Raw genomic sequence first — 17,097 nt, forward strand, 5'->3', positions numbered from 1 at the left:
TCATTGCCTTGCGTGTGCGCGGCCCTGCATGGGCGCGGCCTCGCCGCGTGCCCCAGCCGGAGCCAGCCTAGACGGACGGGCGGGGGCGATGCCGGTATCCCCCGGCCGGGTTGCGCCTAGGCGTCGCGGCGAGGGCCCTGCGACGGCTTCTCGGTGAAGACAGTGGGCGTCGTGTAGCCGGCGGCGGCGAACGCGGTGAGGACCGCCTCGGCCGCCTCGTCGCGGCGCTCGACGGGGATCACCGCGATCGCGGAGCCGCCGAAGCCGCCGCCGGTCATGCGGGCGCCGATCGCGCCGTGCTGCATCGCGGTCTCGACCGCGAGGTCCAGCTCGGGCACGGAGATCTCGAAGTCGTCCCGCATCGAGGCGTGCGAGGCGAGCAGCAGGTCGCCGATCGCGCGCGCACCCTCGGAGCGCAGGACCTTGACCGTCTCGAGCACGCGCTCGTTCTCGGTGACGACGTGCTTGACGCGGCGGAACGTCACGTCGTCGAGCAGCTCCTGGGCCTTGGGGAGGTCGTCGACGGTGAGGCCGCGCAGGGTGCTCACGCCCATGACCTCGGCGCCGCGCTCGCAGGCCGCGCGACGCTCGCCGTAGCCGCCGGTGGCGTGCGCGTGCTCGACGTGGGTGTTCATCACGAGCACCGTGAGGCCCTCGTCCGCGAGCGGCAGCGGGATGACCTCCGACTCGAGGCTCTCGCAGTCAAGGAAGACGGCGAAGCCCTCGAGCGCGCGCAGCGAGGCGGTCTGGTCGAGGATTCCCGTCGGCGCGCCGACCGCGACGTTCTCCGCGCGCTGGCACACCTTGGCGAGCGCGGCCGAGTCGAGTCCCAGGTCCCACTCCTCGTTGAGCGCGGTCGCGACCGAGCACTCGATCGCGGCCGAGGAGGACAGTCCCGCGCCCGACGGCACGTTCGATGCGATCGCGAGGTCCACGCCCTTCACGGAGGAGAGGTCGACCCCGCGCTCGGTGAGCGCCCAGACCACGCCGAAGACGTACGCGCTCCAGCCGTCGAACGTGGCGTCCTCGATCCCGTCGAGAGACACCTCGCGGGCCTCGCCGGAGAAGGTCGAGTACACGCGGACGATGCGGTCGTCGCGGTGGGACAGCGCGCACCAGGTGCGCTGCTCGATGCCGAAGGGGAGGACGAAGCCGTCGTTGTAGTCCGTGTGCTCACCGATCAGGTTGACGCGGCCGGGGGCCGACCAGACGCCGTCCGGCGCACCGCCCGTGAGCGCGGTCAGAGCGGCCGCGGCCTCGGTCGTCAGGTCGGTTGCAGGAGCGTCGTTGCCCATGATGCGTGCCTCGTTCACAAGTCGATGTCTCGATTGGGTGACGGTCTCACCCCACACGGTGTCCAACTTGGACGATCGGATGTTACCGTGAACATCGTCCAGCCAGGTTGGCTCCGTTACGAGGGTACTTGGTCCCCGCTCGCGCAGTGTCGCGTGAACGAGGTTCTCGCACGAAACCGCTGGCAGGACGCGTGGGCTGCACGGCGCAGCCCCCACTCGTCCCAAGGAGGTGGCGATGGGCCGAGGAGCCCGCGGTCCGAGCATGCACGACGTCGCCGCCATGGCTGGCGTGTCCCACCAGACGGTGTCTCGCGTGCTCAACGGCTTTGAAGGAATCCGTCCGGAGACGCGCGAACGGGTGCTCGCAGCGATCGATCGGCTCGGCTACCGGCGCAACCTCGCGGCGCGCTCGCTCGCGACCGGCCGCACGGGCGTCGTCGGAGTGCTCGCCCCCGACAACCCGACGTATGGCGCGACCTCGGGGCTGTACGGCGTGGAGCATGCGGTGCGCGAGGCCGGCCTGCAGCCGCTCATCACGACCACCTCGGGCCTGCCCGAGTCCGTCGAGAGCGCCCTCGAGTTCCTCTACGGCCGCGCGGCCGAGGCGCTCGTGATCATGGCGCCGACGCGGTCCGTGCTCGAGGTGCACGATCGCATGGGCACCGAGGTGCCCACCGCGTACCTGCTCACGGGCGCGGAGCGTGGCCGCTGGTCGGTGTGCACCGACCAGGCCAAGGGCGCCGAGCTCGCGATGCAGGCGCTTCTCGACGCGGGTCACACCGCGATCCAGCACGTGCGCGGCCCGCTCGACTCGACCGAGGCCCAGCTGCGGTCCGACGCCTACTCGCGCTTCATGGCGCAGCACTCGCTCGCGCGGCTCCCGATCCTCGAGGGCGACTGGAGTCCGCAGTCGGGCTTCGACGCCTACCTGCGGCTCGACCCCCGTGCCACCGCGGTGTTCTGCGCCAACGACCAGATGGCCATCGGCGTCATCCACGCGGCCTACGTCGGCGGCAGGTGGGTGCCCGATGACCTGAGCGTGGTCGGCTTCGACGACATCCCGGAGGCGGCGCACACGCTTCCGCCACTGACCACCGTGCGGCAGGACTTCAGAGGCGTCGGCAGCCTGGCCGTCTCGCTGCTCACCGCGGCCCTCGACGGCGAGGAGCCGCCCGTCGTCGAGCCGCTCATGCCCGAGCTGATCGCGCGCGACTCCGTAGGACCACCGGGTGAGCGGAAACGCTCGTGGTGAACTACCGTCGTCCTGGTGGCCGAGCGCCCCTGCGGGAGTAGTTCCTGCAACCGGGACCTCGGTCCCTCGCACAGGCCCCGAATGTTAGCGTTATCATCTACCCCAGAAGGCAAGGAGGCCATCCCATGAGCGAGTACGACATCGCTGCCATCGAGGCGGCGGTCGCCGACCTCAGGAAGCAGGTCAGCGACCTGCACGCACTTCTCCCCGAGTACGAGCTGGTCATCTGGACCGGCGGCAACGTCTCGGGTCGAGTGCCCGGACACGACCTGTTCGTGATCAAGCCGTCCGGCGTCATGTACCCGGACCTCGCACCCGAGAACATGGTCGTCTGCGACCTCGACGGCAACGTCATCCCCGGCACGCTCGGCTCGGACCGCTCGCCGAGCTCGGACACCGCCGCGCACGCGTACGTGTACCGGAACATGCCGCACGTCGGCGGCGTCGTCCACACGCACTCGACCTACGCGACCGCCTGGGCGGCACGTAATGAGGCGATCCCGTGCCACATCACGGGCATGGCCGACGAGTTCGGCGGAGAGATCCCCGTGGGCCCGTTCGCGATCATCGGCGACGACTCGATCGGCCGCGGCATCGTCGCGACGCTCGACGGCCACCGGTCCCGCGCGGTGCTCATGGCCAACCACGGCGTGTTCACCATCGGCAAGGACGCCAAGGATGCGGTCAAGGCCGCCGTCATGTGCGAGGACGTGGCTCGCACCACCCACATCGCGAAGCAGGGCGGCGACCTCGTCCCGATCCCCCAGGACAAGATCGACGCCCTCTTTGACCGCTACCAGAACGTCTACGGACAGAAGCCTCAGGGAGGCATGGCATGACCTCGATCGTCCCGAATCTCGCCGAGTACGAGGTCTGGTTCCTCACCGGATCCCAGACCCTCTACGGCCCCGAGGTCCTTGAGCAGGTCGCGACGCAGTCGCAGGGCGTCGTCGACCTCCTGAAGGAGTCGGGCGACGTGCCCGCGACCGTCGTGTGGAAGCCCGTCGTGAAGAGCCGCGACGAGATCCTCGACACCATCATGGCCGCGAACGCCGACCCCAAGGTCATCGGCATCATCACGTGGATGCACACCTTCTCCCCGTCGAAGATGTGGATCTCGGGCCTCAACGCGCTCCAGAAGCCGATGCTGCACCTGCACACGCAGGCCAACGTCGAGCTCCCGTGGGACACGATCGACTTCGACTTCATGAACCTGAACCAGGCCGCGCACGGCGACCGCGAGTTCGGCTACATCGAGTCGCGTCTCGCGATCCCGCGCACGACCGTCGTGGGCCACGCCTCGAACCCCGAGGTCTCCGCCCGCATCGGCGAGTGGACCCGCGCGTGCGCCGGCCGCGCCGCCGCCTACAACATGAAGGTCGCGCGCTTCGGCGACAACATGCGCTTCGTGGGCGTCACCGAGGGCGACAAGACCGAGGCCGAGACCGTGTTCGGCACCCAGATCAACACGTGGGGCGTCAACGAGCTCGTGGAGCGTGTGAACGCCGCCACGGACGAGCAGATCGACGCGCTCGTCGCCGAGTACCTTGACCTGTACGACGTGGTCGACTCGCTCAAGCCGGGCGCCGAGAAGCACGAGTCGCTCCGCTACGGCGCGGCCGTCGAGATCGGTCTGCGCTCGTTCCTCGAGGAGGGTGGCTTCTCCGCCTTCACCGACACCTTCGAGGACCTGGGCGAGCTCAAGCAGCTCCCCGGCCTCGCGGTGCAGCGCCTCATGGCCGACGGCTACGGCTTCGGCGCCGAGGGCGACTGGAAGACCGCGATGCTCGTGCATATCGCCGCGGTGATGGGCGCAGGCAAGCCCGGTGGCGCGAGCCTCATGGAGGACTACACGTACCACCTGGCAGTGGGCGAGGAGCTGTCGCTCGGCGCCCACATGCTCGAGGTGAGCCCGTCGCTGTCCTCCAAGAAGGCCAGCCTTGAGGTGCACCCGCTCGGCATCGGTGGCAAGGACGACCCGGTCCGCCTGGTCTTCACTGCCGACCCCGGCCCGGCCGTGGTCGTCGCGATGTCGGACGTGCGCAACCGCTTCCGCCTCGTGGCCGCGGAGGTCGACAACGTCGACCTTCCCGAGCCCATGCCGAACCTTCCCGTGGGTCGCGCGGTCTGGCGTTCGCGCCCCGACTTCGCGACCGCGACGACGTGCTGGCTCGAGGCCGGCGCGGCGCACCACACGGTCATGTCGAACCAGACGAGCCTCGCGTGCTGGAAGGACTTCGCACGCATGACGGGGGTCGAGCTGGCCACGATCACGGAGGACACGACCATCGAGTCCTTCACCAGGGACCTGGCGCTCAACGCCAAGGTCTTCGCGAACTGAATTACCTGGTAAACGGCTAGTCACCCCGGTATCGGCGACCGCGATTCTTAGTTACGCGATCGTGACCTGACCGGGGTTGACCGCCGAATGTGAACGCGAACACAATGGCAGTACCACCGTTCCTGCGCAGAGTGGCGCAGGGTGGATCTCAAGGAGGAGATATGAAGGCGAAGCAGTTCTATGCTGCGGCTGCTGGTGCGGCGATGGCTCTGACCCTCGCAGCGTGCAGCGGCGGGGGAGCCGGATCGTCGTCGGACGACGCAAGCTCGGACACCGGGTCGAGCGACGACACGATGGAGACCACCGACTACCGAGTGGGCGTCGCGATGCCGACGCAGACCTCGGAGCGCTGGATCGCTGACGGCGAGGCCGTCCAGTCCCAGCTCGAGGAGCTCGGCTACGAGGTCGACCTCCAGTTCGGCAACGACGACATCAACACGCAGTCCCAGCAGATCGACCAGATGGTCACCAACGGCGCCGACCTGCTGATCGTCGCTGCGATCGACGGCACCGCCCTCGCGTCGCAGCTTGAGGGTGCCGCCGCGGCGGGCATCCCGGTCATCGCGTACGACCGTCTCATCAACGACACCGACGCCGTCGACTTCTACGTGACGTTCGACAACTACACGGTCGGCATCCAGCAGGCGACCTCGCTGCTCGTGGGTCTCGGCATCCTTGACCGCGACGGCAACGAGACCGGTGAGGAGGGTCCGTTCAACATCGAGCTGTTCGCCGGTTCGCCCGACGACAACAACGCCGGATTCTTCTTCAACGGCGCGATGGAGGTCCTCCAGCCCTACATCGACTCGGGCGTGCTCAACGTGGCCTCGGGTCAGACGGACTTCGACACGGTCGCCATCCTGCGCTGGCAGCAGGAGACCGCGCAGAAGCGCATGGAGGACCTGCTGACCTCCACCTACACCGGTGGCACCGAGGTCGACGGCGTGCTGTCGCCGTACGACGGTCTGTCGCGAGGCATCATCACCGCGCTCCAGAACGGTGGCTACTCGGGCACGACCGCTGACGGCTTCCCGATCGTGACCGGCCAGGACGCGGAGATCGCCTCCGTCAAGCTGATCGCGGACGACGTCCAGTTCTCCACCATCTTCAAGGACACCCGCAAGCTCGCCGCCCAGGCGGTCACCGCGGCGGAGTCGATCCTTGCCGGTGGGGAGCCTGAGGCGAACGACACCGAGACCTACGACAACGGCGTGAAGGTCGTTCCCTCGTACCTGCTCGAGTCGGACATCGTCTACGCGGACAACATCCAGTCCCTGCTGGTCGACAGCGGCTACTGGACCGAGGAGGAGGTCGCTTCCGGCGTCGCCGAGTAAGCGATACCCCCTACACGCACAACCCCACGCTCGTGGCGCCGGCTTCCGCTGGTGGTCGGCGCCACGAGCCCCCGGGGGGACCAAGTCATCACGTCAATGGAGAGGAACGATGGCTGAGAACATCCTCGAGATGCACACCATCACCAAGACGTTCCCCGGAGTGAAGGCGTTGGAGGACGTCGAGCTCCGGGTCGCGAAGGGCGAGATCCACGCGATCTGCGGCGAGAACGGCGCCGGCAAGTCCACGCTCATGAAGGTGCTCTCGGGTGTGTACCCGTACGGCACTTACGATGGCAAGATCATCTACCAGGGCAATGAGGCCCGCTTCAACTCGATCAAGGACTCCGAGCACGCGGGAGTCGTGATCATCCACCAGGAGCTCGCGCTCGTGCCCCAGCTCACGGTGGCCGAGAACATCTTCCTGGGCAACGAGCGCAAGGGCCGCTTCGGCCTCATCGACTGGAACGACGCCAACACGCAGGCCGTCGAGCTCATGCACCAGGTCGGCCTCGACGAGAACCCGACGACCCCCGTCGGCCAGCTCGGAGTCGGCAAGCAGCAGCTCATCGAGATCGCGAAGGCGCTGTCCAAGGACGTGTCCCTGCTCATCCTCGACGAGCCGACCGCGGCGCTGAACGACTCGGACTCGCAGCACCTGCTCGATCTGATGAAGCGCCTGCGCGACGAGCGGGGCATCACCTCGATCATGATCTCGCACAAGCTGAACGAGATCGAGTACGTCGCCGACACCACCACGATCATCCGTGACGGCCAGACGATCGAGACCCTCGACATGGCCGAGCCCGAGTCGACCCAGGACCGCATCATCCGCGGCATGGTCGGCCGCGAGCTCGAGAACCGCTATCCGCCCAAGACGGGCCGCAGCATCGGCGAGGAGCTGTTCCGCGTCGAGAACTGGACCGTTCATCACCCGACCCAGCCGGGCCGCCTCGTGATCGAGGACGCGTCGTTCGACGTGAAGGCGGGCGAGGTCGTGGGCATCGCCGGCCTGATGGGCGCGGGTCGCACGGAGATGGCCATGAGCGTCTTCGGCCGCACCTACGGCCGTCACGCGACGGGCAAGGTCTTCAAGAGCGGCAAGGAGATCCACACCAGGTCCGTCGCCGAGTGCATCGAGAACGGCATCGCCTACGCGACCGAGGACCGCAAGCGCTACGGCCTCAACCTCATCGACGACATCCGCCACAACATCTCCTCGGCCGGCATCCACAAGCTGACCAAGAATGGCTGGATCGACACCAACGAGGAGCTGAAGGTCGCCCAGGACTACCGCGTCGCGATGAACATCAAGACGCCGTCGGTCCTGCAGAAGGCGGGCAACCTCTCGGGTGGAAACCAGCAGAAGGTCGTGCTGTCCAAGTGGATGTACACGGACGCGGACGTCGTGATCCTCGACGAGCCGACGCGTGGCATCGACGTCGGCGCCAAGTACGAGATCTACACGATCATCAACAAGCTCGCCGCTGAGGGCAAGGCCGTGGTGATCATCTCGTCCGAGCTCCCCGAGCTCCTCGGCACATGCGACCGCATCTTCACCCTCGCCTTCGGGCGCATCACGGGCCAGCTGCCCATCGATGACGCGAACCCCGAGGCGCTCATGAAGCTCATGACTCAAGAACGAACTGCGAAGGCCGCTGCCTCCGCTGGGGAAGGCAAGTAAATGTCCACCACTGCAACGGCAAAGAAGCCGGGGGCCGACGAGGGCACCGAGTCCATCGGCGCCTCGATCCGCGCGGTATTCACCACTAACATCCGCCAGTCCGGCATCTTCATCGCCTTCGTCGCGATCGTCCTCCTGTTCACGTGGCTGACCGAGGGCACCCTGCTCACGGGCCAGAACGTCACCAACATCATCCTGCAGTACTCGTACATCCTGGTGCTCGCCATCGGCATGGTGATCGTCATCATCGGCGGTCACATCGACCTGTCCGTCGGATCGGTCGTGGCGTTCGCCGGAGCGGTCTCCGCGGTGCTCGTCATCAAGCAGGGCATGCCCTGGTGGGTGGGCGTCATCGCGGCGATCGCTGTCGGCATCCTCGTGGGAGCCTGGCAGGGGTTCTGGGTCGCCTTCGTCGGCATCCCGGCGTTCATCACGACGCTCGCGGGCATGCTCATGTTCCGAGGCGCGACGTACCTGACGCTCGAGAACATCTCGCTCTCCCCGTTCCCCAAGGAGTACACGCAGATCGGCACGGGCTTCCAGAACGGGCTGTTGGGCGGCAACGGGTTCGACGTCTTCACGATCGTCGTGTTCGCGATCGCGGTCGCGGCCTACATCTTCACCCAGTTCCGTGGCCGCGCTGCCGCGATCAGGTACAACCAGCACGTGTCCGCGATGCCGCTGTTCATCGTCAAGCTCGTCGTGGTCGCCGCGGTCGTCATGTGGCTGTCGTGGCTGCTCGCGAACAACCGCGGTCTGCCGAACGTGCTGATCATCCTCACCGTCCTGGTGATCGTGTACACGCTCGTCACGACCCGCACCGTGTTCGGTCGCAACGTCTACGCGATCGGTGGAAACCTCACCGCCGCGACCCTGTCCGGTGTGAAGGTCAAGTGGGTCAACTTCGGCATCATGCTGAACATGGGCTTCCTCGCCGGTGTGGCGGGCGTCCTGTTCGGTGCCCGCTCCAACGGTGCCCAGCCTGGAGCCGGAAACATGTTCGAGCTCGACGCGATCGCCGCGTCGTTCATCGGTGGAGCCGCCGTCACCGGTGGTGTCGGCAAGGTCACCGGCGCGATCGTCGGTGGTCTGATCATGGCCACGATGACCAACGGCATGCAGCTGCTCGGCTACGACCAGTACCTGCAGAACATCGTCAAGGGTCTCGTGCTGCTGCTCGCGGTCGCCTTCGACGTCTACAACAAGCGCCGCGCGGGAGCGTCGCGCTAAGCAGAGGTCTTGGCAACAGCCCCGAGGGGCCCCGCGGATTCCGCGGGGCCCCTCGCGGCGTTCCGGGGCCTCCCGACCGCCCGGCTGCGGCATCGTCCCCATCCCCGCCCGCGCATCGTCCCTCCACCCGCACTGTCCCCCCGCGCGGTCTCGCCGCGGCATCGTCCGGGCCCCCGCATCGTCCCCGTGTCGGGAAGGCGACGGACCGTCGCCGGGAATACGCGACGCGACCCGGGGTTTCAGTGGGTGAGGCGATCTCGTCCGTCACTTCCCCACGCCGCTTGCGGCCCGCGCAGGCCGCGACCGCACGCGAGGCGGGATGCGGTCGCCGTCACCTACGCTGAGCCAAGAGAGGTGCGCCTGCGCGCGCACGACGAGACCGGGAGGGTCCGATGGGAATCACCGACGAGCTGCTGGAAAACAACAAGGCCTACGCCGCGGACTACGCGCCGGACCGGCCGCTCGCGCCGAAGCGTCAGCTCGCCGTCGTGTCCTGCATGGACTCGCGCCTCGACATCTTCGCGCTGCTGGGGCTCGAGATCGGTGACGCGCACATCATGCGTAACGCCGGCGGCGTCGTCACCGACGACATGATCCGCTCGCTCACGATCTCGCAGCGCAAGCTCGGCACGCGCGAGATCATCCTCATCCACCACACCGACTGCGGCGCGCTCACGTTCACGGACGACGAGCTGCGCAACCAGCTGCTCCAGGAGACCGGCCTCAAGCCGAGCTGGACCCCCGAGAGCTTCGTGGACCTCGACGCCGACCTCCGCCAGTCGATGGAGCGCATCCGCCGCAGCCCCTTCCTGGTCGACACCACGCAGGTGCGCGGCTTCGTCTTCGACGTGCACACGGGCCAGCTGCGCGAGGTCCTGTAGCCGGAGGGGTCTCCGGCGCGGGCCGCCGCCACGTCCCATGAGCACAGGAGTGCTCAGATTGTGCGTCCCTCCGCACCCATGTGCTCACAGCGCACACGGGGGCGTAGGAGGGGCGGCGCGGAGCCTCCCAGGGCCCCGATTCTCAGAGTTCACTGAGAGGGACCTCCGTCCCACCCATGCGTTATCAAAAAGGATAATGTTGTTCGTGGGCGATCTGATCGCCCTGTCGGAGGATCTCCCAGGCAGCTGGCGGGCAACAGACCCCCCCTTCGCGCCTACGCCGCGCTTGGGAGCACCTTCGACACGCTCCGAGGCAGTTCGATGGCGTGTCTCGGCGCACCCAGTGATGCGGACCCCCGGGGCAACCATCCCCCCTCCTTCCGGAGCCCCGGGGGTCCGCTCCTCACCGATCCGGCCGGCGATGTGGGCACGCTGAGGGGCCCACATCGCCGGGCTCGGTCGCCAGGTCGGGGCTGAGAATTAGGGACGATGCGTCAGGCGAGCTCCCACGTCACCGTCACCAGCGACAGGGCCTCCACGCCGCCCGGCTCCACCGGCATTTTCGCCGCCTGCAGCGCGGGGCGACCGATCGGCCCGTCTGGCTCCTCCGCGATCCGCACGACGGCCCCGAGCCTTCGCCCTGACCTCTCCGCGAGCTGGGTCCCCGAGCGCACCGCGTCCGACCATGCGTCGTCCCTCGCGCGGCCTCGCAGCTCGCCGGGGTCCGCGAGCGACAGCATCACGCCGTCGAGTCGCGCCGAGTCGCCCGCGGCGGCGACGGCCGCCGCGAGGATCTCTCCCAGGCGCTGCAGATCCCCGACCTCGAGCGCGAGCCGATGCGTCGCGGAGTAGCCGACGATCGCGTTGTCCTGCCCGACCCTGCCGCGTCCCTCGACCGCGCTGATCTGCACCCCCGCGGTCGCAGAGCGGTCCGCGCCCACGCCGAGCTGGGAGACGGCCGCCCGGACGAGCCGCACCGCGGCATTCGCGTCGGCGACCGCGTCCGCGACGGTATGCCTCTCGGCGTGGCACGACAGCCGCACGGTCGCGGAGTCCGCCGCCGCGCACGCCTGCCCGCGCCCGGTCACGGTGACGGTGGCCTGCGGGTCGGTCATACCGCCAGCCTAAGTCGGTAGCCGCGGCCTCGCTCGTCGTAGCGAGCCAGGTATCAGGAGCGTTGCGCGCGGCGCTGCTTCCGGACCTTCGCGGAGGTGAGGTTCAGCGCGTCGATGATGCGGTCGATGGTCGCGAGCGAGATCTTGCCATCCGAGCCCATCGCGAGCACCCGCATCGGCGTCGACTCGTAGAAGCCCAGCGCCACAGGGTCCTCGTCGATCGACGCGCCCATCTCCTTCTCGCTCGCCCTCTTGACCACGGTGCGCAGCACGTGGCCGAGTCCGCTCGCCTTCAGCTCCCGCACGGTCGTCTCGCGGTCGAAGGGGAGTGTGGGCTCGGGGGTCGGCAGGGGGTGGCCGAGCAGCGTCGACAGCTCCGCGTCGGTCGCCGCGGGCCCCGCGGGAGCGGGCACCGCAGTCGCGTCTCCGCCCGAGGTGACGCGCACGGTCGCCGTCGCGCGGATGTCGACCGAGGAGAGTCCAACGCGCAGCTCGAACTCGCCGGCCTCGACGACCCACGAGGCCGACTCGACGTCGTAGAACGAGAAGGCCCGCTCGTCGAGAGGCAGGGCCACCGAACCGGTCTCTCCGGGCTCGAGCGTCACCTTGCTCCACGCGCCGAGCTCCTGCTCGGGGCGAGGCACGGAGGACGCGACGTCGTGCACGTACACCTGGACGACGGTCGTGCCGGCGCGCTCCCCGGTGTTCGTCACGTCGACCGTCACGGTGCGCTTGGCTCCGCGGCCGGCTGTCTTGGCGTTGCTCACGTCGAATGTCGTATACCCGAGTCCATGGCCGAACGCGAAGCGCGCGGGCACGCCCCACGAGTCATGGAAGCGGTAGCCGACGTAGAGGTTCTCCCGGTACAGGGCCTGGGTGGGGTGAGTGGAGAACGTCGCGCGCGACGGCAGGTCGGCGCCCAGCACGGGGAAGGACTCCGCAAGTCGGCCGGTCGGCTCGACGTCGCCGAAGAGCACGTCGACCAGCGCGGATCCCGACGCCTGTCCGCCGAGGTAGGAGAGGAGCACGGCACGGGTCCGGCCGGCCCATGGCAGCTCGACGGGCGCGCCGGTCGCGAGGACCACGACGGTGTCCGGGTTGGCGTCCAGGACCTCCTCGAGCAGGCGCGTGTGACCCTCGGGCAGGCGGAGGTGCTCGCGGTCGTAGCCCTCGGCCTCGTACGAGTCGGGCAGGCCGATCATGAGCACGGCGGTGTCCGCGGACGATGCGACGCGGCGCGCCTCGGCGATCCTCGCGTCGTCCGTCTCGCCGGTCTTCACGTCGTAGCCCTCCGCGTAGGCGAAGTCGTCGCCGAGACGCTCGTGCAGCGCGCCGTAGGCCGTGTCGACGCGCGTGGGGTTCACCTGTGACGAGCCGGCGCCCTGATAGCGCGGCGCGGTCGCGAAGCCGCCGATGAGCGCGATCGAGCGGTCGGCGGCGAGCGGCAGCACACCGTCGTTGCGCAGCAGCACGGATCCCGCGGACGCGGCCCTGCGCGCGAGCGCGTGGTGCGCGTCGAGATCCACGGCGGCGCCGTCCTCGTGGCTCTTCCGCTCCTCCTGCGCCCGCAGCGCGAGGGCGACGACGCGCGACGCGGCGAGGTCCACGTCGTCCATCGCGAGCGTGCCCGCGGCGAGCGCGCGCCGGACCTGGCCGTCCCACGTGCCCTTCGATCCGGGCATCTCGAGGTCGAGTCCCGCGTGGACTCCCGCCGCACGGTCGGCCACGGCGTACCAGTCCGACATCACGAGGCCGTCGAAGCCCCACTCGTCGCGCAGGATGTCCGTGAGCAGGCGGCGGTGCTGGCTCGCGTGGGTGCCGTTGACCTTGTTGTACGCGCACATCACGGTCCAGGGGCTCGACTCCTTGACCGCGATCTCGAAGCCCGTGAGGTAGATCTCGCGCAGCGTGCGCTCGTCCACGACGGAGTCGGCGCGCATGCGGTCGCGCTCCTGGCTGTTCGCGGCGAAGTGCTTGAGGCACGCGCCGACGCCCTCCGACTGGATGCCGTTCACGAGCGCCGCGGCCATGCGGCCGGAGACCAGCGGGTCCTCCGACAGGTACTCGAAGCTGCGGCCGCCCGCGGGGTGCCGCTTGATGTTGAGTCCCGGGCCCAGGATCACGTCGACGCCGAGGCTGCTCGCCTCGCGGCCGAGCGCCGCTCCGATCTCCGACGCGAGCGCGGGATCCCATGTCGCACCGAGGGCCGAGGCGGTGGGGAAGCAGGTCGAGGGGTCGGACGAGCCGATCCCGACGTGGTCCGCATCCGCGCCCTGGTGGCGCAGCCCGTGCGGGCCGTCGGAGAGGGAGGCCGCGGGGATGCCGTGCTCCGGCATGGCCACGGTGGTCCAGAAGTCGGCGCCCGAGAGCAGGTCGATCTTCTGGTCGGTCGTGAGCTGCGCGACGATCTCACGCGCGCGGTCGAGGTGGGTCATCGCATTCCTTCTGCGGGTCGTCTCTGGGTTGCGGCCACGCTATCTGACATTGTTAGATAACGCCAGGGTCATCCGCGGGCGGCCGCCTGCGGTGAGCGGGGAGGTGGGCATGGGCGAACGGCTGACGCCCGAGGTGCGCCGCGCGCGCATCCTCGACACCGCGATGCAGATCCTCGACTCCGACGGTCACCGCGGCCTCACGCTGCGCGCCGTGGCACGCGCGTGCGACATGACGGCGCCGGGCCTCATGCACCATTTCCCGACGCTCGATCACCTGCTCGTCGCCGTCGTCGAGCGGCGCGATCAGCGCGACGAGGTCGAGGGCGAGGCCAGGCTCGCGGGACGGATCACGCCGCGCGCGATCTTCGACGAGATGATCGAGGGCATCCTCGCGCGCCCCGAGGCGGCGCGGCTGTTCGCCGCGGTCCAGGCCGACGCGATCGACCCGGCCCATCCCGGCCACGCGTGGTTCGTCCATCGGTACGCCCGCGAGGCCGAGCACTTCACCGCGCTGTTCGGCGACCGGATTCCCGATGCCGGGGGGCTCGCGCGTCGCTGCATGGCGGCGATCGACGGCCTCCAGCTCCAGTTCCTCGCCGACCCTTCGTTCGACCTTCGCGGCCAGTGGGCCGCCATGGCCGACGCGCTCCTGTCGCCCGCCGAATGACCGGGCTCTCCTGGGGCGCCTGACCAGCGCCACAGGGCAGGGGGAGAGGGACGATGCGGGCGCGAGGACGCCTCGTCAGTCCTCGTCGTCCTCGTTCGGGATCACGGTCTCGACCTCGTCGGTGCCGAGCTCGCGGTACGTCACGGACGGACGCACGGTGGGCATCTCCCCGGTCTCGTCGGAGAGGGGCGCCGCGCTCGCGGCGGTGTCGCCGAGGCCGCTGCGCCGCCGCCAGCGGATGCGGGTGGCGCGCATATCGATCTCGGTCGTGGTCGGCTCGAGCCCGAACTGGTCGCCCATCTTGGTGATGATCCCGGCCACGAACTCCTCGCGGCTCGCGGTCTTCTGTCTTCGGTGCTCGTGCGCGAGAGCCGTGAGCGTCGAGATCATCATCCCGATCATGACGATCGAGAACGGCAGCGCCGTGAGGATCGCCGCGGTCTGGAGTGCGGTGAGCCCTCCCGAGACCATGAGCGCGATCGCGACGGTCGCCGTCGTGGTCGCCCAGAAGACGCGGATCCACGACACGGGCTCCTCGTCGCCTCCGGTCGAGAGCATCGACAGCACGAGCGCGCCCGAGTCGGACGACGTCACGAAGAACAGCGCGATGAGGATCATGGCCCCGAAGATGGCGATCTTGCCGCCGGGAAGGCCCTCGAGCAGTGTGAAGAACGAGCCCTCGACGTCCACGGAGCCGTCGGCGTTCAGCATCCCTCCCTCGCCGTAGAGCTCGCGGTAGATCGCCGAGCCGCCCAGGACCGAGAACCACAGGAACGTGAGCGAGGCGGGCACGAGCAGGACGCCCCATACGAACTCGCGGACGGTGCGGCCCTTGGAGACACGGGCGATGAAGACGCCGACGAAGGGCGCCCACGAGATCCACCAGCCCCAGTAGAACGTGGACCACGACGACTGCCACTCCCGGCCCGCCTCACCCGCGAAGGCCGAGGTGTCGAAGGCCATCGAGATGAACCCCGACAGGTAGGCGCCGATCGACTGCACGAACTCGCTCAGCAGGAACTCGGTCGGCCCCATGACGAGCACGAAGATCAGGATCGCTCCCGACAGCACCAGGTTGGTGCTGGACAGCCACTTCATGCCCTTCTGGACACCGGTGACCAGCGAGAAGATCGTCACGCACGTGATGCCGACGATCAGCCACACCTGGGTCGACACGGTCGGGTCGGCGATGCCGGTGCTGTCGAGGCCCGAGGACAGCTGCAGCACGCCGAAGCCGAGCGACGTCGCGAGGCCGAACAGGGTGCCCACCACGGCGGCAGCGTCGATCACGTCGCCCCAGCGGCCCTTGACCCTGTCCCCGAGCAGCGGCTCGAGCGTCCACCGGATCGACACCGGTCGGCCGCGACGGTGCACCGCGTAGGCGACCGCGAGGCCCACGACGATGTAGATCGCCCAGGCGTGGAGCCCCCAGTGGAGGAACGTGCGGGCCATCGCCTGCTCGGCGAGGTAGTCCGGCGCGCCCTCGACGCCCGGTGGCGGAGAGGTGAAGTGCGACAGCGGCTCGGAGACTCCGTAGAACACCAGGCCGATGCCCATGCCGGCGGCGAACAGCAGGCCGTACCAGCTGAAGTTGGAGAACGCGGGTCGGTCGTCGTCCTTGCCGAGCACGATGTCGCCGTACTGGCTGAACCCCAGGTAGAGCACGAAGACCACGAACACGGCCGCGATGAGGACGTAGTACCAGCCGAAGGCCGCGATCACGGAGTCGTTGATCGCGTCGAATGCCGCGGCGGCGCCGGTGGGCCAGATGAGTGCGAACGCCACGAACGTGAAGATGATGACCGCGGCCGGCACGAAGACTGCCTTCGCGAGGCCGGCGCGCGACATGTGGTCCCCGACTCGCTTCACGTCCTTGACAGCCATGCGATCCCGCCCTCGTCACGTGCGCGCCCGCATGAAGGGGCGCCCTAGATGCAACCTAGTCCTGTGCCGGGCCGTCGGCACCTGATGCCGTCACATCTCCTCGTGCGTGTTCGGGTCGCCGTCGAAGAGCCGGCCGTCGGCGAGGGTCATCGCGTCGATCGCCGCCATCTCCTCGTCCGTCAGCGAGAACCCGAACACGTCCAGGTTCGCACGCTGACGCTCCGGTGTCGCGGACTTGGGCAGCGGCAGCGAGCCGTGCTGCACGTGCCAGCGCAGGACGACCTGCGCGGGGGAGACGCCGTGCGCCTGCGCGGCCGCGGCGACGGTCGCCTGGTCGAACGGTGCGTTGCGCTTGCCGAGCGGGCTCCACGCCTCGGTGACGATGCCGAGGCGCGCGTGCGCGCCGCGCAGCGCCGCCTGGTTGAACCACGGGTGCATCTCCACCTGGTTGACCACCGGAACGGCGCCCGTGTCGGCGATGATCTCCTCGAGCAGGGGCTCGGTGAAGTTGCTGACGCCGATCGAGCGCACGAGGCCCTTGTCGCGCGCCTCCACGAGGGCGCGCCACGCGCCGAGGTACTTGCCGGTGATCGGGTTGGGCCAGTGGATCAGCATGACGTCGATGCGGTCCACTCCCATGCGTGCGACGGACTCCTCGATCGACGCGAGCGCGCGCGCCTGGTCGTGGTGGCGGCCGGGCAGCTTCGACTGCACGGTGACCTCGTCCCGCGCGGCTCCCGACTCGGCGAGGAAGTCGCGCAGCGCCTTGCCGACGGTGCCCTCGTTCTCGTAGTTCACTGCCGAGTCGAGCAGCCGGTAGCCGTTGTCGAGCGCGGACCGGATCGCGCGGTAGCCGGCGTCGCCGACCAAGGGGTACGTGCCGAATCCCAGCGCGGGGATCTCGAAGCCGTCGGACAGGGTGTGGGAGGGAATGGTCATGGGCCCACGCTATGCCCTGCTAGCGGAGCGAGTGCAAGGCGAG

The 17,097-nt window shown here is 69.0% G+C and carries 13 protein-coding genes; 8 read left to right on the forward strand and 5 right to left on the reverse strand.

Going from position 1 to position 17,097, the window contains the following annotated elements; translation table 11 throughout:
• Positions 1 to 116: 116 nt before the first annotated feature.
• Entirely contained in the window at positions 117 to 1,295 is a 1,179-nt protein-coding gene (gene galK, locus B7K23_RS05455; protein WP_084126182.1) for a galactokinase, read from the reverse strand.
• Between the two features lie 235 nt (positions 1,296 to 1,530).
• On the opposite strand from galK, the gene B7K23_RS05460 reads away from it, so the two are divergent.
• The 7 genes from B7K23_RS05460 to B7K23_RS05490 all read left to right on the forward strand — a co-directional run bounded on the left by B7K23_RS05460 (position 1,531) and on the right by B7K23_RS05490 (position 10,014).
• Positions 1,531 to 2,547 carry a LacI family DNA-binding transcriptional regulator gene (locus tag B7K23_RS05460; RefSeq protein WP_084125354.1) on the forward strand — a complete coding sequence of 339 codons (1,017 nt, stop codon included), beginning with the start codon at positions 1,531 to 1,533 and terminating at the stop codon, positions 2,545 to 2,547.
• Between the two features lie 125 nt (positions 2,548 to 2,672).
• Complete coding sequence (locus B7K23_RS05465; protein ID WP_084125355.1) at positions 2,673 to 3,386, forward strand: L-ribulose-5-phosphate 4-epimerase; 714 nt, start codon at positions 2,673 to 2,675, stop codon at positions 3,384 to 3,386.
• On the forward strand, positions 3,383 to 4,888 hold the full coding sequence (araA, locus tag B7K23_RS05470) for an L-arabinose isomerase (protein WP_084125356.1): 1,506 nt from the start codon (positions 3,383 to 3,385) through the stop codon (positions 4,886 to 4,888). The genes B7K23_RS05465 and araA overlap by 4 nt, the downstream gene beginning before the upstream one ends.
• A 161-nt stretch (positions 4,889 to 5,049) precedes the next feature.
• Positions 5,050 to 6,222 carry a multiple monosaccharide ABC transporter substrate-binding protein gene (chvE, locus tag B7K23_RS05475; protein ID WP_084125357.1) on the forward strand — a complete coding sequence of 391 codons (1,173 nt, stop codon included), beginning with the start codon at positions 5,050 to 5,052 and terminating at the stop codon, positions 6,220 to 6,222.
• 109 nt (positions 6,223 to 6,331) lie between these two features.
• Positions 6,332 to 7,903, forward strand: a complete 1,572-nt coding sequence (gene mmsA / locus B7K23_RS05480; protein ID WP_084125358.1) for a multiple monosaccharide ABC transporter ATP-binding protein — start codon at positions 6,332 to 6,334, stop codon at positions 7,901 to 7,903.
• A complete protein-coding gene (mmsB, locus tag B7K23_RS05485; RefSeq protein ID WP_084125359.1) occupies positions 7,904 to 9,133 on the forward strand; it encodes a multiple monosaccharide ABC transporter permease in 1,230 nt (409 codons plus the stop codon). It begins immediately after the preceding gene.
• A gap of 392 nt (positions 9,134 to 9,525) precedes the next feature.
• Positions 9,526 to 10,014 carry a carbonic anhydrase gene (locus B7K23_RS05490; protein WP_084125360.1) on the forward strand — a complete coding sequence of 163 codons (489 nt, stop codon included), beginning with the start codon at positions 9,526 to 9,528 and terminating at the stop codon, positions 10,012 to 10,014.
• A gap of 494 nt (positions 10,015 to 10,508) precedes the next feature.
• Here B7K23_RS05490 and B7K23_RS05495 read toward each other — a convergent pair whose 3' ends face one another.
• Both B7K23_RS05495 and B7K23_RS05500 read right to left on the reverse strand, forming a co-directional pair.
• Complete coding sequence (locus B7K23_RS05495) at positions 10,509 to 11,129, reverse strand: SIMPL domain-containing protein (RefSeq protein ID WP_084125361.1); 621 nt, start codon at positions 11,127 to 11,129, stop codon at positions 10,509 to 10,511.
• Between the two features lie 53 nt (positions 11,130 to 11,182).
• The gene (locus B7K23_RS05500; RefSeq protein ID WP_084125362.1) at positions 11,183 to 13,564 is read right to left on the reverse strand and encodes a glycoside hydrolase family 3 C-terminal domain-containing protein; all 2,382 of its coding nucleotides are present in this window, start codon (positions 13,562 to 13,564) and stop codon (positions 11,183 to 11,185) included.
• A gap of 109 nt (positions 13,565 to 13,673) precedes the next feature.
• On the opposite strand from B7K23_RS05500, the gene B7K23_RS05505 reads away from it, so the two are divergent.
• Complete coding sequence (locus B7K23_RS05505) at positions 13,674 to 14,231, forward strand: TetR/AcrR family transcriptional regulator (protein WP_159451319.1); 558 nt, start codon at positions 13,674 to 13,676, stop codon at positions 14,229 to 14,231.
• 75 nt (positions 14,232 to 14,306) lie between these two features.
• Here B7K23_RS05505 and B7K23_RS05510 read toward each other — a convergent pair whose 3' ends face one another.
• Positions 14,307 to 16,115, reverse strand: coding sequence for a BCCT family transporter (locus B7K23_RS05510; protein WP_084125363.1), 1,809 nt, complete (start codon positions 16,113 to 16,115; stop codon positions 14,307 to 14,309).
• 90 nt (positions 16,116 to 16,205) lie between these two features.
• Positions 16,206 to 17,054: an aldo/keto reductase gene (locus B7K23_RS05515; RefSeq protein WP_084125364.1), complete on the reverse strand. Its 849-nt coding sequence runs from the start codon at positions 17,052 to 17,054 to the stop codon at positions 16,206 to 16,208.
• Positions 17,055 to 17,097: the final 43 nt, after the last annotated feature.

Source organism: Demequina sp. NBRC 110054 (genome assembly GCF_002090115.1).
GTDB lineage: Bacteria > Actinomycetota > Actinomycetes > Actinomycetales > Demequinaceae > Demequina.